Raw genomic sequence first — 22,337 nt, 5'->3', positions numbered from 1 at the left:
AAGCGCTAACTCACATTGTAGTGGGATGCACTTGGCGTTAATGATCTTCTTTGGAAAACCAGCGATTTTAGCGAGGGAATTGGATGTTGTGTTGCTTTGTAAGAGGCATGGTCATGCATTTTGAGTTGAATTATTTTGAAAAGTTGCAATGTTGGCGTAAGTTTTGGCGTAACCTTTTTGTAGGTCAATAGAATTTCATTGAGGTATAGGCCTTTGCATCATGGGAGTGTGGGACTCCAATGGCGCATCAAAAGGTGAGGCGGGGGTCTGCACGCGGTCGTTGTTCTGGTTCTGCGTGGAAACGTCGGTAGTAGACAAATCAAATTCCTTGGTGTGGCTGGGCCGCATGCAGCGGCCCCCAAAAACAGCCAGGAATTATCCGGGATGCCGTGTGCCCCGGGGCAAATGCTTGCCGATCAGCCTTTGAGCCGACGGCGTAACTGCCGCACTTCTTCCATCAAGTCAGCGGTCAATGCGGCCAGCTGAGGGTCGGCGTCGAAAGTACGCTCCAGATCTGCAATGCGCCGGGCACGGATGACTGTGTGGGTGCTAAAGCGCCAGCTGGGGGGCGGGCTGCCAGGCGTATGGTCGGCATCGTCGTAGTGCAGCACGCCTGTGGTGACGCGCTCCACCACCCATTGGGGCTGCATGCGGCAGGCTTGGGCCAGTTGTTCCAGGCTGAGTGCCTGGTTATCCAGTACGTCTGGTGGGGTATAGAAGACGGGAATCATACGGTGTCTCCTGTGCGTGGGTTGCGGCCATCAAAGGCTTTGGAGAGCGATTCGTAGGCTGCGCGCTGTGCATCGTTAAAGACCGGTGGCACGATGATTTGCACGACCAGGTACAAATCGCCTGGTGTGCGACTGGGCAAGCCTTTGCCTTTGACGCGCAGCTTGCGCCCCGCCTGCGAGCCGGGCGGGATGTTGATCTCCAGCGTGCCCGCCAAGGTGGTGAATTCCACTGCGCCTCCCAGTGCGGCCTCCCACGGTGCCAGGGGCAGCTGCTGGTAGACGTCTTTGCCTTGCGTGTGCCACCGTTTATCGTCTTTGAAGCGCACTTCCAGCAGCAGATCTCCGGCCGCTCCTTGGCCGTAGCCGGGGGCTCCTTGCCCAGCCAAACGAATCATCTGCCCTTCATGTACTCCTTTGGGGATAGTGACTTGCAGTTCGCGCTCTTCTTCCACGGCGTGTCCTTGCGCGTCCAAGCGCACACCGCGCAGGCGCAACACGCGCATGCCACCGTGGTAGCTGTCAGGAACTTCCAACTCAATCGTGGAATGCTGATCTTGCCCGCGCATATCAGGGGGCGGACCGCGGTGGCGGTGTTGTTGCGCCCGGCCAAACAGCTCTTCAAAAAAGCTGCTGTAGTTGCCGTGGTCTGCGTCGCCGCTGTGGTGAAAGTGAAAATTGTGGCTGTCCCAGTCCGGCGGAGGTTGAAATCCACCTTGCGCCGCCCCCGCGCCGGTTTGCTGGTAGCGGCTGGCATCGCCCAACTGGTCATAGGCGGTGCGCTTTTCCGGGTCGGAGAGTACGGCATAGGCTTCGTTCACTTCAGCCATGCGCGCCGCTGCATCTGGTTCTTTGCTGATGTCCGGATGGTATTTGCGCGCCAGCTTGCGAAAAGCTTTTTTGATGGCGTCCGCACTGGCGTCTTTCGCGACGCCGAGCGTTTGGTAGTAGTCTTTGTATTCCACCTGGCACTCCTGTGTCTGCAGACATCGTAGAGGCGCACGCAGCGGTTGTCCGTAGGATTTTGTTGACGAAGCTGGCTCTCTAGCAAACAAAACAGCCGCAAGGCGGTAGGCACTTGCGGCTGTTTTGTTTTTTTGAAGGGGCGTTGGCGCGACTTAGTCGTTGCCTTCCGATGCTTCGTCTTTGTTGTCGGCGGCGATGTCTGCGTCGACACCCATCTTGTCTTCCACACCGGCAAACTTGCTGTACTTGCCCAAGATGCCGACCAACTGACCGTAGGCGCGTGGGTTACCGGCCAGGCACTCCGCTTGTTCCAAGAAGTCGGCTTCGCCCGTGAAGTTACCCACCAAGCCACCGGCTTCGGTCACCAGCAGGCTGCCGGCTGCCACGTCCCAGATGGAAAGGCCAGTTTCAAAGAAACCATCGGTAAAGCCTGCGGCCACGTAGGCCAAGTCCAGCGCAGCAGCGCCGGGGCGGCGTACGCCTGCCGTGCGCTGGGTGATTTCGCTGAACATGCGCATATAGGCGCGGAAGTTGTCGCCGGGGCGGAATGGGAAGCCGGTGGAAACCAGGCAGTCTTTCAGCTGGGTGCGCTTGCTCACGCGGATGCGGCGCTCGTTCAAAAACGCGCCACGGCCACGGGTGGCGGTGAACAGGTCGTTGCGCGAAGGGTCATACACCACGGCATGTTCAATCTTGCCCTTGAAGGACAAGGCAATGCTCACTGCGTAAACCGGGAAGCCGTGGATGAAGTTGGTGGTGCCGTCCAGGGGATCGATGATCCAGACGAAGTCCGAGTTCTTGTTGCCGAACTCGTTGCCGCTTTCCTCGCCCAAAATACCGTGGTCAGGGTATGCACCCAGCAGGGTCTCAATGATCATGCGCTCAGCAGCTTGGTCCACTTCGGTGACGAAGTCATTGACTTGCTTTTGGGCCACGCGGACCGATTCAACGTCCAAGGCAGCGCGGTTGATGATGGCGCCGGCGGCGCGCGCAGCCTTGATGGCCACGTTGAGCATGGGGTGCAGGGAGGAAGACGACATAAATTGTGGTGTTGGCGACCAGCGAACCACCCCCAAATCTTCAATCTCTAGCTCTCACAACCTGGGATGGTGCACCGCTGAACGCGGATGATGAACGGGTTCGCGCACGCCCGGCGATGCAGGCAGCGACAATAGGGCGCAAATTCTAACCGGCTTGACCGATTTCTGCTGCTCGCATGTGCAATGCGGGCCCATCTTCGAATGAAAACCCGTTTTATCCTGATCGAGACCAGCCATGCTGGCAACGTGGGTGCTGCCGCCCGCGCCATGAAAACCATGGGCTTTGATGACTTGGTGCTGGTGCGACCGCGCTGGGCCAATGTGCTGCGCAAAGAAGAAACCATCCAGCGTGCCAGCGGTGCCTTGGATGTGCTGAGCAACGCACGCATTGTGGACACGGTGGAAGAAGCCGTCGAAGGCCTGTCGCACCTGTGCGCCACGGCCATGACGCCGCGTGACTTTGGCCCGCCCACGCGCACGCCCCGGCAGCATTTTGAAATGCTCATCAAAGGAGAGCTGAAGGCGCAAGCTGAACAAGCGTTAGAGCCTGATTTGATGCTTAACTCTGAAATGCCTGTGAGCGTGCATGGTGAGACTGGCGTGGGCCTGATGTTTGGCTGTGAGCGCTTTGGCATGGCCAATGAAGACGTCTACCGCTGCAATGTGGCGCTGACCATTCCATCGAACCCCCAGTTTGGCTCGCTGAACCTGGGGGCCGCCATTCAGGTGATTGCTTATGAGTGGCGCGAGGCGCTGGGAGGCTTTCCGGTTGTGGAGCACACGCCCCGCCCCGAGCGTGCCGACATGCAGCAAGTCGCTGGCATGCTGAGCCACTGGGAGCAAGCCTTGGCCCACCTGGGTTTCTTAGACCCTGCAGCGCCCAAAAAGCTGATGCCCCGCCTGAACCAGATGTTTAACCGTGCGCAACTGACCCAGGAGGAAATCCACATCCTGCGCGGTGTCGCCAAAACCATGCTGCAAAGTACCCCACCAAAGCACTAAACTGTGCAGCCCTTTGGTAACAAGTAACGGCCCATTGATGCTTTCCCGACTGCGTTCTGACATCCAGTGCATTCTTGACCGCGACCCTGCGGCGCGCAGCACCTGGGAGGTCATCACCTGTTACCCCGGTCTGCATGCGATCTGGTGGCACATTCCTGCGCACTGGTGCTGGACGCACAACCTCAAATGGCTGGGGCGCTTTACCTCGCACATTGGTCGCTGGCTCACGGGCATTGAAATTCACCCGGGCGCCACGATTGGCGAGCGCGTGTTTATCGACCACGGCATGGGCGTGGTGATTGGTGAAACCGCGGTGGTGGGTGATGGCTGCACTATTTACCACGGCGTCACGCTGGGCGGTACTTCGCTCTACAAGGGCACCAAGCGCCACCCTACGTTGGGCAAAAACGTGGTGGTGTCTGCCGGTGCCAAGGTGCTGGGTGGCTTTGAAGTCGGGGATGGGGCCAAGATCGGCTCTAACGCCGTGGTCATCAAGCCTGTGCCTGCAGGCGCCACGGCCGTGGGCATTCCGGCGCGCATCATTCCTTCCAAGAAGGGCGAGAGTGCCGATGTGACGGAGTTGCGGGACCAAACGGTGCCAGCTGCGGGCACGGTGCCGTCGCTGGAAGCCGCGAATGCGGCGGCTGTGGCCGCTGCAGCAGGCCAGCTACAACCCTGTGCCGACCAAGCCAAGGGCTTCACTGCTTACGGCGTGACCGAAGACGACCCCATCAGCCAAGCCATGAAGGGGCTGGCCGAGGGCGCTGCCACGCATGAGCAGCAACTGCAGTTGCTGTGGCAGGCGGTGGAAAAGCTCTCAGCCCAGCTCAAGGCCGACTGCGTGCCCTGCGAAAGCGAGCGCGGCGGTCATTTTGAAAAAGACAAGATCGACCAAATTCTGGGCAAGTAAGCCCAGCAGATTCTTCACGCGGTGGGTTCGTCCACCTGCAAGTGCAGCCCCTCGTCAGTGAAGCCCACTGTCAGGGGCTTTTTCTTGCCCGTCTGCCAGCAACCATTGGGACAGCTTGCCCGGTATGCCAGCCAAGCGTGCACAAAGTGCGTCACCAATGTGGCGCAGTGTGGGCCAATGCTCTTGTACGCTTGGGGCTCTTCAAGAACACCCTTCCTGCTTTTTTATCACCCCTTTTTGAGACAGAGGAATCAATCCATGGATGTGTCCCAAGCCCTGCGTGAACGCCGTTCTGTGCGCGCTTTTACTTCCCAGGTACCGTCAGCGGAGCTGGTGCAGCAGTTGATGCAAGATGCCGCTTTGGCCGCATCGGGCGGCAATATGCAGCCCTGGCGGGTGGCCGCGATCACGGGGGATGCGTTGCAGGCCATGCTGGCAGATGTGGCCCAGGCGCCGGGAGAAGAAAACCCTGCGCACCTGTCCTATCCACCCAACCTGTGGGAGCCCTACCGCACGCGCCGCTTTGCCAACGGTGAAGACCTGTATGCCAGCATTGGCGTGCCGCGCGAAGACAAGGCCGGGCGCTTGAAGCAGCTGGCCAAGAACGCGAGCTTTTTTGGAGCCCCCGTGGGCATCGTAATGTTCACCGAAGAGCGCATGGGGCCGGTGCAGTGGATGGACTTGGGCATTTACCTGCAGTCGTTCATGCTGCGGGCGACGGAAGAAGGCTTGGCCACCTGCGCCCAAGGTTTCTGGCGCCGTTACGACGCGGTGGTGAAGCAGCATATTGCAGTGCCTGAAGGTTATTTGGTGACCTTTGGGATTGCGCTGGGTTATGAGGACAAGACTGCGCCCATCAACCGCATGCGTGCCACGCGCGCAGCGTTTGAAGAATGGGGTCAACTCAAGGGCTTTTAAGCCGGTATGGCCCCATGTAAAAAGCGCTTCCGAGGAAGCGCTTTTTTGTGAGTGGATGGCAGGCTTTAATGTTTAGTGACCTGCAGTCTTTGAAAACAGATTAATGACCAGCACGCCCGCCAGAATCAGTCCCATGCCGATCAGGGCTGGTGCATCCAGCTTCTGGCCCAGAAAGATCCAGGCGATGGCCGACACCAGCACAATCCCCGCGCCCGACCAGATGGCGTAGGCCACCCCCGTAGGGATGGTGCGCAGGGTGAGCGACAGGCACAGAAAGGCAATGCCGTAGCCCACGGCCACGATCACGCTGGGCCACAGCCGGGTGAAGCCTTCGGCACTCTTGAGAAAGGACGTGGCCAGCACTTCAGCCACGATGGCAATGCCCAGATAGCCGTATCCGCTGCCCAGGGTGGGAAGACCTTCTGTGCTCATGGTGCGGGGTAGCGGCCTGTGCCCTCGGGCCAGGCGGTCAGCACGTCGTAACCGGCGGCGGTGACCACGACCATGTGTTCCCACTGCGCGGACAGCGACTTGTCCTTGGTGATGACGGTCCAGCCATCATCCAGCTCCTTGGTGTCGTGCTTGCCGGCATTGAGCATGGGCTCGATCGTGAAAATCATGCCCTCCTGCAGCTTCATGCCCTGGCCGGGATAGCCGTAGTGCAGCACCTGGGGTTCGTCGTGGTAGGTTTGGCCGATGCCGTGGCCGCAGTAGTCACGCACCACGGAAAAGCCATCGCGCTGGGCCACGGTCTGGATGGCGTGGCCAATGTCGCCCAGCGTCGCGCCGGGCTTGACAGCACGGATACCGGCCACCATGGCCTCGTACGTGGTGTCGATCAGCTTCTGCGCCTTGGGCGCGACGTTGCCCACGGTGTACATGCGCGAGGTATCACCAAACCAGCCGTCTTTGATCAAAGCCACATCCACGTTGACGATGTCGCCGTCTTTGAGAATTTCTTTGGGTGTGGGAATGCCGTGGCAGACCACGTGGTTCACCGAGGTGCACACAGTCTTGGGAAAGCCGTGGTAGCCAATATTGGCAGCGATGCACTTTAACTCATGCACGATGAAGTCGTGGCACAGCTGGTCTAGATGCTCGGTAGAGACACCGGGCTGCACATGGGGCGTGAGCATTTCCAGCACGCGCGCCGCCAGCATGCCCGCTTCGCGGGATTGGGCAATGTTGGCGGTGTCATGGATGGGCGGGAGGCGGCGAAGAGGGCGTTTGGCCATGTCGGTATCAGGGCGACAGCCTGCAGCTGCCGAGGTTGAAAACAAGAGTCCGCACTGTAGCGCGTTAGCGCTGTAGATGTTGGGCGTGCGTGAACAACGCGTGGGCGGTAGTGCGGGTTTGGCTATTAAAAACAGGAGCTGTTAGCGCTGGTTATTCATGGATTTAAAGCATAAATCTATCGGAAAACATTGTTTGGCAAGCGCTGGTAGCTATCAAAACAAAACCCGCAGGCTTTGCAGCATGCGGGTTGGAGCGCTAGAGCCAAGCTGCCTCAAGGGCAGCCGGTGCGATTAACGCTGGCCGATAGGCTTGACGTCGCGCGCGACAGAGCCGGTGAACAGCTGGCGAGGGCGGCCGATCTTGTACTCGGGGTCACCCATTTGCTCGTTCAGCTGGGCGATCCAGCCCACTGTACGTGCCAGCGCAAAGATGCCGGTGAACAGGTTCACTGGAATGCCGATGGCGCGCTGCACGATGCCGGAGTAGAAGTCCACATTGGGGTAGAGCTTGCGCTGCACGAAGTAGTCGTCTTCCAGCGCAATCTTTTCCAGCTTCTTGGCCAGCGCGAACAGCGGATCGTTTTCCAGGCCCAACTCGGACAAGATTTCGTTGCAAGTCTCTTGCATCAGCTTGGCGCGGGGGTCGTAGTTCTTGTACACGCGGTGGCCAAAGCCCATCAGCTTCACGCCGCTGTTCTTGTCCTTGACTTGCTCCATGAACTCGCCGACCTTGGCGATACCGCCGTTGGCCTGGATGTTCTCCAGCATGTTCAGGCAAGCTTCGTTGGCGCCGCCGTGGGCAGGGCCCCACAGGCAAGCTACGCCAGCGGAAATGGCCGCAAAGGGGTTGGTGCCCGACGAGCCGCACAGACGCACGGTGGAAGTCGACGCGTTTTGCTCGTGGTCAGCGTGCAAGATGAAGATGCGGTCCAGCGCGCGTTCCACCACGGGGTTAACCTTGTACTCTTCGCAAGGGTTGCCGAACATCATGCGCATGAAGTTGCCAGCGTAAGACAGATCGTTCTTGGGGTACATGTAAGGCTGACCGATGCCGTACTTGTATGCCATGGCCACCAGCGTAGGCATCTTGGCGATCAAACGGATCGCGGCAATGTTGCGGTGCTCAGGGTTGGTGATGTCGGTGCTGTCATGGTAGAAGGCCGACATGCCGCCCACCAAGCCAGTCAGCACGGCCATGGGGTGTGCGTCACGGCGGAAGCCACGCAGGAAGAACTGCATCTGCTCGTTCACCATGGTGTGCTGGGTCACTGTCTCTTCAAACTTGGCCTTCTCGGCTTCGTTAGGCAGCTCACCGTACAGCAGCAGGTAGCAGGTTTCCAGGAAATTGCAGTTCTTGGCCAGTTGTTCAATGGGGTAGCCGCGGTACAGCAACTCGCCCTTGTCGCCATCGATGTACGTGATGGCAGACTGGCAAGCCGCTGTAGAGAGGAAGCCTGGGTCATAGGTGAACATGCCCGTTTGGCCGTACAGCTTGCGGATGTCGATGACATCGGGGCCGATATTGCCTTGGTAAACGGGCAGTTCAACGCTAGGTGCGCCGTTGCTGAATGACAGGGTTGCTTTGTTGTCAGCGAGTTTCATTTCCAACTTCCTTCTCTGATCGGCCCGCCAGCCTGCCTGGCGGGCCTTTTTTTAAGGTGTGCTTCTCAAACGGGCTTGCGCACCATTTGCAGCACTTCTCTAACTTCAGGGGTGTCTAAGGCCCCTTCCAGCTCCTTGCGGCGCAGGAAAAGGTCCATCAGATCGTTGTCTGCCAAGTCCATCAAGGCAGACAAACCAATTGCGTGTCTCCGCGTCAATTGGTTGCCATAGCAGGCAAAAAAGTTCTCGATGTAGAGATCGTTTTCGACCAAGCCACGGCGGCTGCGCCACCGTAGCAAGTCGCGTTCTTTCTCTTCGAGGAGGGTGTCCAGCTCGTTCATGGATTAGACGGCGCGGCGCACCATCAGCTCCTTGATCTTGCCAATCGCCTTCGTGGGGTTCAGGTGCTTGGGGCACACATCCACGCAGTTCATGATGGTGTGGCAACGGAACAAGCGGTAGGGGTCTTGCAGGTTGTCCAGACGCTCGCTGGTGGCGGTGTCGCGGCTATCGGCGATGAAGCGGTAAGCCTGCAACAAGCCAGCGGGGCCCACGAACTTGTCGGGGTTCCACCAGAACGAGGGGCAGCTGGTCGAGCAGCTGGCACACAAGATGCACTCGTACAGGCCGTTGAGCTCTTCACGCTCTTCGGGCGACTGCAGGCGTTCCTTGTTTTCTGTAGCGTAGATATCGCTTTGCAGATAAGGCTTGATCGAGTGGTACTGCTTGAAGAACTGGGTCATGTCCACGATCAAGTCGCGGATGACTGGCAGACCAGGCAGGGGCTTCAACACGATGTCACCTTGCAGGGTGTTCATGTTGGTCAAGCAAGCCAAACCGTTCTTGCCGTTGATGTTCATGGCGTCAGAGCCACAAACACCTTCACGGCACGAGCGACGGAACGCGATGGAAGGATCCATGGCCTTGAGCTTGACCAGGGCGTCCAGCAACATGCGCTCGTGGCCGTCCAGCTCTACTTCCACAGTCTGCATGTAGGGCTTGGCGTCTTTGTCCGGATCGTAGCGATAGATTTTGAATGTGCGCTTCATAGTAATCTTCTCTCGTGGGCTGCTGGGTTAGAACGTACGAACCTTGGGTGGAATGCTTTCCACGGTCAGCGGCTTCATGTTCACGGGCTTGTAGGTCAAGCTGTTGGTGGCGCTGTGCCACAGCGTGTGCTTGAGCCATTCCTTGTCGTTGCGGCCCAGCGGGAATTCAGCGTGATCGGCAGGGTGCTCGTAGTCGTACACGGTGTGTGCGCCACGGCATTCCTTGCGCGCAGCTGCCGAAGTCATGGTGGCTTGGGCCACTTCGATCAGGTTGTCCACTTCCAGGGCTTCCATGCGGGCGGTATTCCACACCTTGGACTTGTCCTTCAGCGTGACCGAACCCACACGCTCGCGCAGCGCGTTGACCTTGACCACGCCTTCGTCCATACCCTTTTGCGTACGGAACACGCCAGCGTGTTGCTGCATGGTGGAGCGGATGTCGCCTGCCAAGTCCTGGGCGTAAGTGCCTTCGGTGGAGTTGTCCAGCTGGTTAAGGCGCTCCAGCGTGCGATCCGCTGCGTCAGCGGGCATGTCTTGGTATTCGCCGTAGCCGCCCACAAACTTCACGATGTGCTTGCCGGCAGACTTGCCGAAGACCAGCAGGTCCAGCAACGAGTTAGTGCCCAGACGGTTGGCGCCGTGCACGGAAACCGCAGCGCACTCGCCCACTGCGTACAAACCGTTGACCACGTTGTTCTTTTCACCGTCCCAAGTGACCACTTGGCCGTGGATGTTGGTGGGAATACCGCCCATCTGGTAGTGGATGGTAGGCACCACTGGGATGGGTTCCTTGGTGATGTCCACGTTGGCGAAGTTGTGGCCAATTTCTTCCACGGATGGCAGGCGCTTGCGGATGGTGTCGGCACCCAGGTGGTCCAGCTTCATCAGGATGTAGTCCTTGTTAGGACCGCAGCCACGACCTTCCTTGATTTCCTGGTCCATCGAGCGCGACACGAAGTCACGCGGTGCCAAGTCCTTGAGCGTAGGTGCATAGCGCTCCATGAAGCGCTCGCCTTCGCTATTGAGCAAAATCGCGCCTTCGCCACGGCAGCCCTCGGTCAGCAGCACGCCAGCGCCGGCTACGCCAGTGGGGTGAAACTGCCAGAATTCCAAGTCTTGCAAAGGAATGCCTGCGCGCGCAGCCATGCCCAAGCCATCACCGGTGTTGATGAAAGCGTTGGTCGAGGCAGCAAAAATGCGGCCTGCACCACCCGTGGCCAGCAAGACGGCCTTGGCGTGCAGCTCATACAGATCGCCGGTTTCCAGCTCCAGGGCGGTTACGCCAACCACGTCACCTTGCTGGTTGCGGATCAGGTCCAGAGCCATCCACTCCACGAAGAAGTTGGTCTTGGAAGCTACGTTTTGCTGGTACAGCGTGTGCAGCATGGCGTGGCCAGTGCGGTCAGCAGCGGCACAGGCGCGCTGTACGGGCTTTTCGCCGTAGTTGGCGGTGTGGCCGCCGAAGGGGCGCTGGTAAATGGTGCCGTCGGCGTTGCGGTCAAACGGCATGCCGAAGTGCTCCAACTCGACAACCACTTTGGGAGCTTCGCGGCACATGAATTCCACGGCGTCTTGGTCAGACAGCCAGTCGCCACCCTTGATGGTGTCGTAGAAGTGATAGTGCCAGTTGTCGTCGGACATATTGCCCAGCGATGCGGACACGCCACCCTGGGCTGCCACGGTGTGCGAGCGCGTAGGGAAAACCTTGGACAAGGAGGCAACGCTCAAACCTGCGCGTGACAGTTCAAGGGCAGCACGCAGACCGGAGCCGCCAGCGCCGACGATAACGACGTCAAACTTGCGCTTGGTGATATTTGCTTTGGAATAGCTCATTCTTAACTTTCAATCGTGGAGGCGGTCTAACGCCGATCACAAACGCCACAGAACCTGCAAAGCCCAGCCAGTGCAGCCGACCAGCCAGATCAGGGACACCACGTGCAAAGTCAGGCGCAGGGCCACAGACTTGGCATAGTCCATCCAGACGTTACGTACACCCACCCAGACGTGCCAGATCATGGCAACGATCACAGCGAAGGTGAGAAATTTCATCCACTGGGCGGCAAAAATGCCTGCCCACAGTTCGTAGCCAATTTCGCCTTGCGTGAAGATCACTTGTGCCAAAACAACAGCGGTGAAAATCACCATCAAGATTGCTGTAACACGCTGCACCAACCAGTCACGCAGACCGTAGTGACCGCCAACGACGGTGCGCTTGGAGCCGTAATTTACTGACATGATTTATTCCTCTAATGCTTAGTACAGACCAAACAGCTTGGCGCCCAAGATCACGGTCAAGCCGATGCTCAAGGTCAATACGGTGATGGCAGAAGACTTGGCGAAGGATTTGCTGACCAGGTTGTGGTTCATATCCATGAACAGGTGGCGTAAACCCGCCATCAGATGGTGCAGGTAAGCCCAGATAATGGCCAACGCAACCAGGGTAATGAACCAGCCAGGGATGAAGCCGCAGCCTTCCGTAAAGGCCGACTTGAACTTCGCGAAGGAAAATTCGGAAGACAAGGAGGCGTCCAGCATCCAGATTACGAATGGCAACAGGACAAACATCAGCATCCCGCTGATACGGTGAAGAATGGATACATAACCACCAACGGGCAGTTTGTGTGGCAATCCTTCTAAAACATTGATGTTGCGGAACTCAGGCCGCTTCTTTTTTTCAAGCTCTGTCATGGCGGGGGTGCTTTCGTGGATGTAACTGCGTGGTAATCGCGCGGAGCAAAAGATCTAAAATTCTATTGCACCCACGCAGCGGTTGCTTGGTGGCTGCGCGATTGTTTCCTTTTATCGCCTTGTAACACTGATGATTAGCTCAAGGCGTTCTTGTAGTGATGTGTGTCAGTTCTGTAGATACCGCGTCGTAACTCCATGGGGATATCGTTGTAGGTGTAAGCAAGACGTTCGACACTCAGCAGAGGGGTCTGGGGCGATACGTTCAGTAGCTCCGCTTGCGCTGGATCGGGAAGTACAGCGCGCAATTTTTCATCCGCCCGCACCATGCGCACGCCGAAGTCTCCTTCAAACATGGCATAAGTAGGGCCTTTGTAGCTGGCCATTTGTTCGGCTGTCAGGCCTTTGAAAGCCTGTCCAGGGAGCCAAATGTCTTCCAAAATAGTCGGGATACCACTAAAAGCCAAAACGCGTCGCACTTGAACCACAGTGTCTCCGCTGCGTAATGCGAGCAGACGTGCGATTTCTGCAGGTGCGCGCAGACGTTTGCATTCCAAGATGGTGCGCTGGGCTCGACCTTCGCCTTCCAGATCGCCGACATCGGGATGCAGCTTCAGGAAGCGATATTGCACCTGCTGTGCTGAGTGGGTGGCCACAAATGTGCCTTTGCCTTGGCGGCGCATGACCAAATTTTCAGCTGCTAGCTCATCAATCGCCTTGCGCACAGTGCCTTGACTGACTTTGAAGCGGGCGGCTAGCTCCATTTCGCTGGGGATCAACTCTCCGGGGCGCCATTCGCCAGCCTGCAGGCTTTGAAGGATCAAGCCTTTAATCTGTTGGTACAGCGGGCTGAAAGCGGGAGTCAGTGCAGAAGAAACGGTGTTGCTGCCAAAAGCACTGTCGGATGAAGAGGGTTGCGATGAGGACATAAGGGTGTTCGAGAGTTCAAGGCCTCCGGGTGCGAATTTTGAGCCTGTTTGTTCTGTTGGAGCTCGGTCGAGATCATATCTTATATAAGACATAAGACAAATTGACCGGAAGACAAAATCAAGAGTACACTTCGTGCCTGTTTACGGAGCACGGGCTACTGGTTACAGATGCTGGAGCAACAGTGCGCCGACAACTGTTTATTTCCGAAATCTGGAGTTTTCACCATGAGCAAGAAGCCCGTCCGAGTTGCCGTCACCGGCGCCGCAGGTCAAATTGGTTACGCCCTGTTGTTCCGTATCGCATCCGGCGAAATGCTGGGCAAAGATCAGCCCGTTATTCTGCAACTGCTCGAAATTCCTGACGAGAAGGCTCAGAACGCGCTGAAGGGCGTCATTATGGAGCTGGAAGACTGTGCCTTCCCTCTGGTTGCGGGTATCGAAGCACATAGCGACCCTCTGCAAGCTTTCAAGGACACGGATTACGCCTTGCTGGTGGGTGCTCGTCCTCGTGGCCCCGGTATGGAGCGCGCAGACTTGTTGGCTGCTAACGCACAAATTTTCACAGCTCAAGGTAAGGCATTGAACGCCGTGGCCTCGCGCAATGTGAAGGTGCTGGTGGTGGGTAATCCCGCCAACACCAACGCTTACATCGCCATGAAGTCCGCGCCTGATCTGCCAGCAAAGAACTTCACTGCCATGCTGCGTCTGGACCACAACCGTGCGGCGTCGCAACTGGCTGCCAAGGCTGGTTTCAAGGTTGGCGACATCAAGAAGCTGACCGTGTGGGGCAACCACTCTCCCACCATGTACGCGGACTACCGTTTCGCCACTGTGAACGGCAAGTCGGTCAAGGAAATGATCAACGACCAAGAGTGGAACAAGGACGTGTTCTTGCCCACCGTGGGCAAGCGCGGCGCTGCCATCATCAACGCGCGTGGCCTGTCCTCGGCTGCATCGGCTGCCAACGCTGCCATCGATCACATGCGTGACTGGGCCTTGGGCTCGAATGGCGAATGGGTGACGATGGGCGTGCCCTCGAACGGCGAGTACGGCATTCCTGCTGGCATCGTGTTCGGCTTCCCTGTGACCACTACGCCTGACGGCGAATACAAGATCGTTGAAGGTCTGGAAATCGACGCATTCTCGCAAGAGTGCATCAACAAGACCTTGGCTGAACTGCAAGGTGAGCAAGACGGTGTGAAGCACCTGCTGTAAGCACCTCCATCACCTCTGTGTGATTTCCCCATGGCGCTGCAAAGGGCCATGGGGGTGTCAAGCAAGAGAAATCTTTTGCACAACATGCTGGTGGCTGGTTGAGCAAAAGGTGTTTCTTCACACAACAGCACAGGCTTGCTCTGTGCGGCCATGCGAAGTGCGCTCTGTTTATTTTTTTCACTCATGCGTACCAGAACCCATCCCCGCGAGATCTTGTTGGGCGCACAAGCTGCTGCCAACCTGCTGCCCGTTTGTGATCATTACAGCGGTGTGGAAGTTCGTATGCGCAAAAGCCTTGAGTTGCAGCAGCAGATGTTGCAAGAGTTCGGGGCTTGTGTTTTTGACGTCACTTTAGATTGCGAGGATGGTGCTGCAGTTGGGCAAGAAAAAGTGCATGCCCAGCTTGTTGCCAGCTTGCTGAAGGCATCCCCAGATGGCTGCCGGGTAGCCGCTCGTGTGCATGCGGTAGATCATTCTGCGTTTGAAGAGGATATTGCCATCATTGCCGGAGAGGCTGGGCACAAGCTCTCGCACATCATGCTGCCCAAAGTGGAGTCCGTGGATGACATCTTGCAGGCCGTGCGGGCACTGGAGCGCGCATCAGCTGCGCATGTCCCTGTGCATGCGCTGATTGAGTCCCCTGCTGCGGTAGAGCAGGCTTTTGAGATTGCAGCGCATCCGCGTGTGCAAAGCTTGTCTTTTGGACTGATGGACTACGTGTCTGCGCACGCGGGCGCCATTCCAAGCGCCGCGATGGGAGTGCAAGGCCAGTTTGCACACCCATTGGTGGTGCGTGCAAAGCTAGAGATCGCGGCAGCATGCCATGCGCACGGTAAGGTGCCGTCGCACTGTGTGGTGACTGAATTTCAAAATACCGAAGCGCTGCAGGCAGCTGCGACCAAGGCCAACAGTGAACTTGGGTACACCCGGATGTGGAGCATTCATCCCGCCCAAATACGCCCCATCTTGGCGGCATTTGCGCCAGCAGTCCAAGAAGTCCAAGAGGCCAACGATATTTTGCTTGCCGCCGCTCAGGAAGATTGGGCGCCTATCAGCTATCACGGTGTGCTGCACGATCGGGCCAGTTACCGTTATTACTGGCAGTTGCTCGAGCGTGCGCAGCGTACTGCCATGCCTTTGCCAGAACAAGCGCGACAATGGTTGGATAGGAGTGCTGTATGAGTGTGCAGCACATGTTTAACAAATTACTTTTTATTCCCGCTGGAGTTCGCATGAAACAACTGATTGCCTCCGTTTTGCTGATTGCTCCTGCATTCGCTTTGGTACCTACTGCGCAGGCGCAGACCACCACCAAACCTGCAGCAACCAAGGCTGCAACTACAACGAAAAAAGCGACTACACCCGTTAACAAAACAACGGCAGCACCCCGCAAAAAAGCGGCTGCCGCTACGGTCGCCACAGGTGCCGCCGCAGCAGTGCTGGCACCCCGGGCGCTGAACGCTGACGAGCTTGCTTTGGCCGATCGAGTGCACACAGGCCGTATCGCATGTGAACTGGGCCAGCACGTCAGCGTGATCAAAGATGGCAGCAACGTAGGTCACTTTTTGGTCAGCGGTAATGGTTTTAACTTTCATATGGCACCTGTGGGCACAAGCACCGGTGTCGTGCGTTTGGAAGACCAGAAATCTGGCGCGGTCTGGTTGCAAATTGCCAATAAATCCATGCTGATGAACCAAAAGCAAGGTAAACGTCTTGCGGATGAATGCATGAGCCCCGAACAACTTCAGGTGGCAGAGGCCATCAAAAAAAGCCCACCACCCAGCTTGCTGGATGCTCCTGGAAAGTAACTCCAGGAGCCAAAGCGCTGTAAAACGCTGCCCCACTCTTAGAAAACCAATGGAGAGAGAACCATGTTGAAAGCCTACCGTGACCATGTGGCCGAGCGCGCCGCATTGGGCATCCCCCCTTTGGCGCTGGACGCCAAGCAAACCGCTGAACTGATCGAGCTGATCAAGGCTCCTCCTGCTGGTGAAGAAGAATTCCTGCTGGATTTGCTGACCCACCGTGTGCCTCCGGGGGTAGACGATGCCGCCAAGGTCAAGGCATCTTTTTTGGCTGCTGTTGCGCACGGCGATCTTAAAGTGGGTCTGATCTCCAAGGCCAAGGCAACGCAGTTGCTGGGAACCATGGTTGGTGGCTACAACGTGCATCCTCTGATCGAGCTGCTGGATGATGCTGAGGTGGCTTCTGTGGCTGCCGATGCGCTGAAGAAGACATTGCTGATGTTTGACTTCTTCAACGACGTGGCAGACAAGGCCAAGGCCGGTAACGCCAAGGCCAAGGAAGTGATGGAAAGCTGGGCGAATGCCGAGTGGTTCACATCGCGCCCAGAAGTGGAAAAGAAAATCACCGTCACCGTGTTTAAGGTGCCCGGCGAAACCAATACCGACGACCTGTCGCCCGCACCCGATGCCTGGAGCCGTCCAGACATTCCGCTGCACTATCTGGCGATGCTCAAGAACACCCGTCCTGACGCGGCCTTCAAGCCCGAAGAAGACGGCAAACGCGGCCCCATCCAGTTCATCGAAGACCTGAAGAAAAAGGGGCATCTGGTGGCTTATGTGGGTGACGTGGTTGGTACCGGCTCGTCGCGCAAGTCGGCGACCAACTCTATCGTTTGGGCCACTGGTCAAGACATCCCATTCGTGCCTAACAAGCGCTTTGGTGGTGTGACGCTGGGTGGCAAGATCGCACCTATCTTCTTTAACACCCAAGAAGACTCGGGTTCGCTGCCTATCGAAGTGGACGTGTCCAAGCTGGAAATGGGCGACGTCATCGACGTGCTGCCCTATGACGGCAAGATCACCAAGAACGGCGAAACCGTCGCTGAGTTCCAGCTCAAGAGCGACGTGCTGTTTGACGAAGTGCGCGCGGGTGGTCGTATCAACCTGATCATTGGCCGCTCGTTGACTGCCAAGGCCCGTGAATTCTTGGGTCTGCCCGCATCGACTGTGTTCCGTCTGCCCACAGCCCCAGCAGCCACCAACGCGGGCTTTACGCTGGCGCAAAAGATGGTGGGTCGTGCAGTGGGTTTGCCCGAAGGCCAGGGCGTGCGCCCCGGTACCTACTGCGAGCCTCGCATGACCACTGTGGGTTCGCAAGACACCACCGGCCCGATGACCCGCGACGAGCTGAAAGACTTGGCTTGCCTGGGCTTCTCTGCCGATTTGGTGATGCAATCTTTCTGCCACACAGCCGCTTATCCCAAGCCTGTGGACGTGAAGACCCACCGCGAACTGCCAGCCTTCATCTCCAACCGCGGTGGCGTGGCCCTGCGTCCTGGCGACGGCGTGATCCACAGCTGGTTGAACCGCCTGCTGTTGCCTGACACCGTCGGCACTGGTGGTGACTCGCACACCCGTTTCCCCATCGGCATCTCCTTCCCCGCAGGCTCCGGTCTGGTGGCCTTCGGCGCCGCGACTGGCGTGATGCCCCTGGACATGCCTGAGTCGGTACTGGTGCGCTTCAAGGGCGAAATGCAGCCCGGCGTGACGCTGCGCGATTTGGTGCACGCCATTCCGCTGTACGCCATCAAGCAAGGTTTGTTGACTGTGGCCAAGGCCGGCAAGATCAATGAATTCTCGGGCCGTATTCTGGAAATCGAAGGCTTGCCTGACCTGAAGGTGGAGCAAGCGTTTGAACTGTCCGATGCGTCGGCGGAGCGCTCGGCGGCTGGTTGCACGATCAAGCTGAACCCTGAGCCCATCAAGGAATACCTGACTTCGAACATCGTTCTGATGAAGAACATGATTGCTGACGGTTACCAAGACGCGAAGACGCTGCAGCGTCGTATCGAAAAGGTGGAAGCCTGGTTGGCACAGCCCAACCTGCTGGAAGCTGACAAGGACGCCGAGTACGCCCACGTCATCGAAATCGATTTGGCCGACATCAAGGAACCTATCGTTTGCTGCCCGAACGATCCGGATGACGCCAAGTTCCTGTCTGAAGTGGCCGGCACCAAGATTGATGAAGCTTTCATCGGTTCGTGCATGACCAACATCGGTCACTTCCGCGCTGCAGCCAAGCTGCTGGGCGGCAAGCGCGACATTCCGGTCAAGCTGTGGGTGGCTCCACCCACCAAGATGGACCAGGACGAGTTGATCAAGGAAGGTCACTACGCTGCGTTCGGCACTGCCGGTGCGCGTACCGAAATGCCCGGCTGCTCGCTGTGCATGGGCAACCAGGCGCAAGTGCGCGAAGGTGCGACCGTGATCTCCACGTCCACCCGCAACTTCCCCAACCGTCTGGGCAAGAACACCAACGTGTTCCTGGGCTCGGCCGAGTTGGCTGCGATTGCCTCGCGTCTGGGTTACTTGCCTAGCAAGGAAGAGTACCTCAAGGAAATGGGCGTGATTGATGCCGATAAGGCATCGGTCTACCGCTACATGAACTTCGACCAGATCGCTGAATACGCCGAAGTTGCCGAAAAGGTGTAATGCCCGCTCGCATCTGCCAGGGCTTGCCCTGGCAATGGCCTCTCAACCCGCTTCGGCGGGTTTTTTTGTACGCGTGCGGTGAGCGCAAGGTCTTTGTCCGCTAGACGTGCTCCAGGTGGCGACGCAGAATGCAGCGGTGATGGCTGTCGTATGAACGGAGACCTCCGATGAAACACGCATTCGCTTCCACCCTGCAAAGCTTCCAGCCCGCGTCGGGCAAGCAGGGGCAATTCTTTTCACTGCCTGCGCTTGCCCAGCAATACCCCGGCGTGAGGCGCCTGCCGGTGTCGCTGCGCATCGTGCTGGAATCGGTACTGCGCAACTGCGACGGCAACAAGGTCACGCCCGAGCATGTGGCCCAACTGGCGCAGTGGAAGCCCAAGGCCGTGCGCTCCGACGAAATCCCATTTGTGGTGTCGCGCGTGGTGCTGCAGGATTTCACCGGCGTGCCGTTGTTGGCCGATCTGGCCGCCATGCGTTCCACGGCTGCCAGACTGGGTAAGAAGCCCAAGGCCATTGAGCCGCTGGTGCCGGTGGATCTGGTGGTCGATCACTCCATCATGGTGGATTACTTCGGTACCAAAAAGGCACTGGACCTGAACATGAAGCTGGAATTCCAGCGCAACCAAGAGCGCTACCAGTTCATGAAATGGGGCATGCAGGCCTTCGACACCTTTGGCGTGGTGCCGCCGGGCTTTGGCATCGTGCACCAAGTCAATCTGGAGTATCTGGCGCGCGGTGTGCACAAGACCCGAGACGGCGTGTACTACCCCGATACCCTGGTGGGCACGGACAGCCACACCACCATGATCAACGGCATTGGCGTGGTGGGCTGGGGCGTGGGCGGTATCGAGGCCGAGGCCGCCATGCTGGGCCAGCCGGTGTACTTTCTGACCCCCGATGTGGTGGGTTTTGAGCTGACCGGCCGCCTGCGCGAAGGGGTGACGGCCACTGACCTGGTGCTCACTGTCACCGAAATCCTGCGCAAGGAAAAGGTGGTGGGCCAGTTTGTGGAGTTCTTTGGCGAAGGCACGGCCAGCCTGACGCTGCCAGACCGCGCCACCATCGGCAATATGGCGCCCGAATATGGCGCCACTATGGGCTTTTTCCCGGTGGATGAGAAAACACTGGACTACTTCCAGGGTACCGGTCGCAAGAAAAGAGAGATCGAGGCGTTCGAGGCCTATTTCCGCGCCCAAGAGTTGTTCGGCGTGCCCAAGGCGGGCGATATTGACTACTCTCGCGTGGTTACGCTGGACCTGGGCCAGGTCACACCCAGTCTGGCCGGCCCCAAGCGCCCGCAGGACCGCATCGAAATCGGCGATGTAGCGGGCAAGTTCGATGCGCTGTTCACCGCCTCGGTGGCGGCCAATGGCTTCAACCAGCCAGCCGACAAGCTGGGACTGCGTTATCGCGTAGGTTGCGGCGAAGGCGAACAGGCCTCCGATGCGCCGCCGCCCAAAGCCGGCGCGGACCGCTCCGTGGTGGAAATGGTCAGCAACCGCCCCACACTGGAGACCGCGCACGATGCAGCGACCACCACCGCGGTGTGCGCGCTGCCGGACAGCGACGACAAGGTGCTGCGCATCGGCAATGGCGATGTGCTGATAGCCGCCATCACCAGCTGCACCAACACTTCCAACCCCAGCGTGCTGTTGGCGGCCGGCCTGCTGGCCAAGAAGGCAGTGCAGGCGGGTCTCAAGGTCCAGCCGCACATCAAGACATCGCTGGCGCCGGGCTCGCGCGTGGTGACCGAGTACCTGGCCGAAACTGGCCTGTTGCCCTATCTGGAAAAGCTGGGTTTTGCGCTGGCCGGTTATGGCTGCACCACCTGCATTGGCAATGCGGGCGATCTGACGCCCGAGCTAAACGATGCCATCACCCGCAACAACCTGGTGTGCGCGGCTGTGCTGTCGGGCAACCGCAACTTCGAGGCGCGCATTCACCCGAACCTCAAGGCCAACTTCCTGGCCAGCCCGCCGCTGGTGGTGGCCTACGCCATTGCTGGTACCGTGCGCAAGGATTTGATGACCGAGCCTGTGGGCCAGGGCAAGGGCGGCAAGGACGTGTACCTGGGCGATATCTGGCCCAGCAGCGAGGAAATCCAGGCCTTGCTGAAGTACGCCATGAACGGCAAGGTCTTCCGCGCCAACTATGAGAAGGTGAAGACTGAGCCCGGCAAGCTGTGGGAAAAGATCAAGGGAGTGACCGGCGCCACCTACACCTGGCCGCCGAGCACCTATATCGCCGAGCCGCCGTTCTTCCAGGATTTTGCTCTGCAATTGGGAGCTGATTCTGCAAGCTCATCAGGTGCTGGAGGCCAAAAATATGCCCAGTCCAATGCCGTGCATGGCGCGCGCATCATGGCCTTGTTTGGGGATTCCATCACCACCGACCACATTTCGCCCGCAGGTTCCATCAAGGAAAGCTCGCCCGCCGGCCAGTGGCTGCTGGCCCATGGCGTGCAGAAGGCGGACTTCAACAGCTACGGCTCGCGTCGCGGCAACCACGAGGTGATGATGCGCGGTACCTTCGCGAATGTGCGCATCAAGAACCTGATGCTTCCCGCCCAGGCCGATGGCTCGCGCGAGGAGGGTGGGGTCACGCTGTACCGCGATGATGCGGGTAAGGTCGAGAAAATGTCGATCTACGACGCTGCTATGAAATACCAGGCCGCTGGCCGGGGCAGCGTGGTGCTGGCCGGCGAGGAGTACGGCACCGGCTCCAGCCGCGACTGGGCGGCCAAGGGCACGCAGTTGCTGGGCATCAAGGCCGTGGTGGCGCTCAGCTTCGAGCGCATCCATCGCTCCAACCTGGTAGGCATGGGCGTGCTGCCGCTGCAGTTCCAGGGCAATGACAGCTGGCAGAGCCTGGGACTGACGGGCGATGAGTTCATTGACGTGATTCCCGCCGCCGATCTGGCGCCGCAAAGCGATGCCCAACTGGTCATCACCCGCACCGACGGCAGCCAGCAGACACTGACCGTCAAGCTGCGTATCGACACCCCCATCGAGGTGGACTACTACCGCCATGGCGGCATCCTGCCGTATGTGCTGCGCCAGTTGCTGCGCTGAAACAGGCTCGGCGCGCGCAGTCAGGGGCGCTACGCGATCCTGAGTCCACGCCGCGCAGTGTTGGCAGGGGCCGGTGTGCTGGGTTACTGCATCGAGTGCAGGCCGATCAGGTTTTCGTCCGGGTCGGTGATCAGGGCGATGAAGCCGTAGGGAGCGATCGGCATCTTGTCGCGCACCACGGTGCCGCCCTGGGCGACCGCGCGGCCGGCTTCGACGGCGCAGTCCTCGCAGCTGAAATAAATCAGCGTGCCGCCATTGCCGGACGGTGCCCCCGGCATGTGGACCAGGGCGCCGGCCGCACCCCCGGCCTCGGGCTGCATGGGGAAGGCCCACATCTCCATGTCGCTGCCGTCGGCGCCGGGTGGGGCCAGGGCTTGCAGCGTGCGCGACAGCACGTTTTCATAGAACGCCTTGGCACGGTCCATGTCCTGCACATAGATTTCGAACCATCCAACGGGATTGCGTGTCATGGCAGACCTCCTGGGGGGATGCAGCGGGGGCGTGGCACGGGGCCACCGTGTGTCTCG

General features: G+C 58.7%; 21 protein-coding genes. 8 read left to right on the top strand and 13 right to left on the bottom strand.

Annotated features, from left to right (window positions below):
- Positions 1-416: 416 nt before the first annotated feature.
- From QEP12_RS13320 to QEP12_RS13310, 3 genes are all read right to left on the bottom strand, one after another.
- Positions 417-731 (bottom strand): chaperone modulator CbpM, encoded by a 315-nt coding sequence (locus tag QEP12_RS13320; protein WP_284214552.1) that lies wholly within the window; start codon positions 729-731, stop codon positions 417-419.
- Positions 728-1,693 (bottom strand): DnaJ C-terminal domain-containing protein, encoded by a 966-nt coding sequence (locus QEP12_RS13315; protein ID WP_284214551.1) that lies wholly within the window; start codon positions 1,691-1,693, stop codon positions 728-730. Before QEP12_RS13315 ends, QEP12_RS13320 begins: the two co-directional genes overlap by 4 nt.
- A gap of 153 nt (positions 1,694-1,846) precedes the next feature.
- Complete coding sequence (locus QEP12_RS13310) at positions 1,847-2,734, bottom strand: inositol monophosphatase family protein (protein WP_284214550.1); 888 nt, start codon at positions 2,732-2,734, stop codon at positions 1,847-1,849.
- A gap of 201 nt (positions 2,735-2,935) precedes the next feature.
- Here QEP12_RS13310 and QEP12_RS13305 point away from each other — a divergent pair, with 201 nt between their 5' ends.
- The 3 genes from QEP12_RS13305 to QEP12_RS13295 all read left to right on the top strand — a co-directional run bounded on the left by QEP12_RS13305 (position 2,936) and on the right by QEP12_RS13295 (position 5,564).
- The gene (locus QEP12_RS13305; protein WP_174863145.1) at positions 2,936-3,736 is read left to right on the top strand and encodes an RNA methyltransferase; all 801 of its coding nucleotides are present in this window, start codon (positions 2,936-2,938) and stop codon (positions 3,734-3,736) included.
- Positions 3,737-3,773: 37 nt separating this feature from the next.
- The gene (gene cysE / locus QEP12_RS13300; protein ID WP_174863146.1) at positions 3,774-4,646 is read left to right on the top strand and encodes a serine O-acetyltransferase; all 873 of its coding nucleotides are present in this window, start codon (positions 3,774-3,776) and stop codon (positions 4,644-4,646) included.
- A gap of 258 nt (positions 4,647-4,904) precedes the next feature.
- Complete coding sequence (locus tag QEP12_RS13295) at positions 4,905-5,564, top strand: nitroreductase (protein WP_284214549.1); 660 nt, start codon at positions 4,905-4,907, stop codon at positions 5,562-5,564.
- 72 nt (positions 5,565-5,636) lie between these two features.
- Here the strand turns inward: QEP12_RS13295 and QEP12_RS13290 are convergent, their stop codons facing one another.
- The 9 genes from QEP12_RS13290 to QEP12_RS13250 form a co-directional block, all read right to left on the bottom strand.
- A complete protein-coding gene (locus QEP12_RS13290) occupies positions 5,637-5,996 on the bottom strand; it encodes an SMR family transporter (protein WP_219162348.1) in 360 nt (119 codons plus the stop codon).
- The gene (gene map, locus QEP12_RS13285) at positions 5,993-6,799 is read right to left on the bottom strand and encodes a type I methionyl aminopeptidase (RefSeq protein ID WP_219162347.1); all 807 of its coding nucleotides are present in this window, start codon (positions 6,797-6,799) and stop codon (positions 5,993-5,995) included. The genes QEP12_RS13290 and map overlap by 4 nt, the downstream gene beginning before the upstream one ends.
- A 291-nt stretch (positions 6,800-7,090) precedes the next feature.
- Positions 7,091-8,401, bottom strand: coding sequence for a citrate synthase (locus QEP12_RS13280; RefSeq protein ID WP_174863149.1), 1,311 nt, complete (start codon positions 8,399-8,401; stop codon positions 7,091-7,093).
- Between the two features lie 65 nt (positions 8,402-8,466).
- Complete coding sequence (locus QEP12_RS13275; protein ID WP_174863150.1) at positions 8,467-8,742, bottom strand: FAD assembly factor SdhE; 276 nt, start codon at positions 8,740-8,742, stop codon at positions 8,467-8,469.
- A 3-nt stretch (positions 8,743-8,745) separates the two neighbouring features.
- Positions 8,746-9,450 carry a succinate dehydrogenase iron-sulfur subunit gene (locus tag QEP12_RS13270; protein WP_174863151.1) on the bottom strand — a complete coding sequence of 235 codons (705 nt, stop codon included), beginning with the start codon at positions 9,448-9,450 and terminating at the stop codon, positions 8,746-8,748.
- Between the two features lie 27 nt (positions 9,451-9,477).
- Entirely contained in the window at positions 9,478-11,283 is a 1,806-nt protein-coding gene (gene sdhA / locus QEP12_RS13265; RefSeq protein WP_174863152.1) for a succinate dehydrogenase flavoprotein subunit, read from the bottom strand.
- 36 nt (positions 11,284-11,319) lie between these two features.
- Positions 11,320-11,685, bottom strand: coding sequence for a succinate dehydrogenase, hydrophobic membrane anchor protein (gene sdhD / locus QEP12_RS13260; RefSeq protein WP_174863153.1), 366 nt, complete (start codon positions 11,683-11,685; stop codon positions 11,320-11,322).
- An 18-nt stretch (positions 11,686-11,703) separates the two neighbouring features.
- Positions 11,704-12,138, bottom strand: coding sequence for a succinate dehydrogenase, cytochrome b556 subunit (sdhC, locus tag QEP12_RS13255; RefSeq protein WP_174863154.1), 435 nt, complete (start codon positions 12,136-12,138; stop codon positions 11,704-11,706).
- A 134-nt stretch (positions 12,139-12,272) separates the two neighbouring features.
- On the bottom strand, positions 12,273-13,064 hold the full coding sequence (locus tag QEP12_RS13250) for a GntR family transcriptional regulator (protein ID WP_174863156.1): 792 nt from the start codon (positions 13,062-13,064) through the stop codon (positions 12,273-12,275).
- A gap of 225 nt (positions 13,065-13,289) precedes the next feature.
- Between QEP12_RS13250 and QEP12_RS13245 the strand changes: the two genes are divergently transcribed.
- From QEP12_RS13245 to QEP12_RS13225, 5 genes are all read left to right on the top strand, one after another.
- Positions 13,290-14,279 carry a malate dehydrogenase gene (locus tag QEP12_RS13245; protein WP_219162346.1) on the top strand — a complete coding sequence of 330 codons (990 nt, stop codon included), beginning with the start codon at positions 13,290-13,292 and terminating at the stop codon, positions 14,277-14,279.
- Positions 14,280-14,462: 183 nt separating this feature from the next.
- On the top strand, positions 14,463-15,461 hold the full coding sequence (locus QEP12_RS13240) for an HpcH/HpaI aldolase/citrate lyase family protein (RefSeq protein ID WP_284214547.1): 999 nt from the start codon (positions 14,463-14,465) through the stop codon (positions 15,459-15,461).
- A gap of 50 nt (positions 15,462-15,511) precedes the next feature.
- Positions 15,512-16,087, top strand: coding sequence for a hypothetical protein (locus QEP12_RS13235; protein WP_219162344.1), 576 nt, complete (start codon positions 15,512-15,514; stop codon positions 16,085-16,087).
- A gap of 63 nt (positions 16,088-16,150) precedes the next feature.
- Positions 16,151-18,736 carry a bifunctional aconitate hydratase 2/2-methylisocitrate dehydratase gene (gene acnB / locus QEP12_RS13230; protein WP_284214546.1) on the top strand — a complete coding sequence of 862 codons (2,586 nt, stop codon included), beginning with the start codon at positions 16,151-16,153 and terminating at the stop codon, positions 18,734-18,736.
- Between the two features lie 167 nt (positions 18,737-18,903).
- Positions 18,904-21,810 (top strand): aconitate hydratase, encoded by a 2,907-nt coding sequence (locus tag QEP12_RS13225; RefSeq protein WP_284214545.1) that lies wholly within the window; start codon positions 18,904-18,906, stop codon positions 21,808-21,810.
- Positions 21,811-21,893: 83 nt separating this feature from the next.
- Here the strand turns inward: QEP12_RS13225 and QEP12_RS13220 are convergent, their stop codons facing one another.
- Positions 21,894-22,280: a VOC family protein gene (locus QEP12_RS13220; RefSeq protein ID WP_284214544.1), complete on the bottom strand. Its 387-nt coding sequence runs from the start codon at positions 22,278-22,280 to the stop codon at positions 21,894-21,896.
- Positions 22,281-22,337: the final 57 nt, after the last annotated feature.

The sequence above is a fragment of the Comamonas jiangduensis genome (assembly GCF_030162955.1).
GTDB lineage: Bacteria > Pseudomonadota > Gammaproteobacteria > Burkholderiales > Burkholderiaceae_C > Comamonas > Comamonas jiangduensis.
The sequence above is the reverse complement of the archived record's forward strand: the minus strand, read 5'-3'. Positions and strand labels throughout refer to the sequence as shown.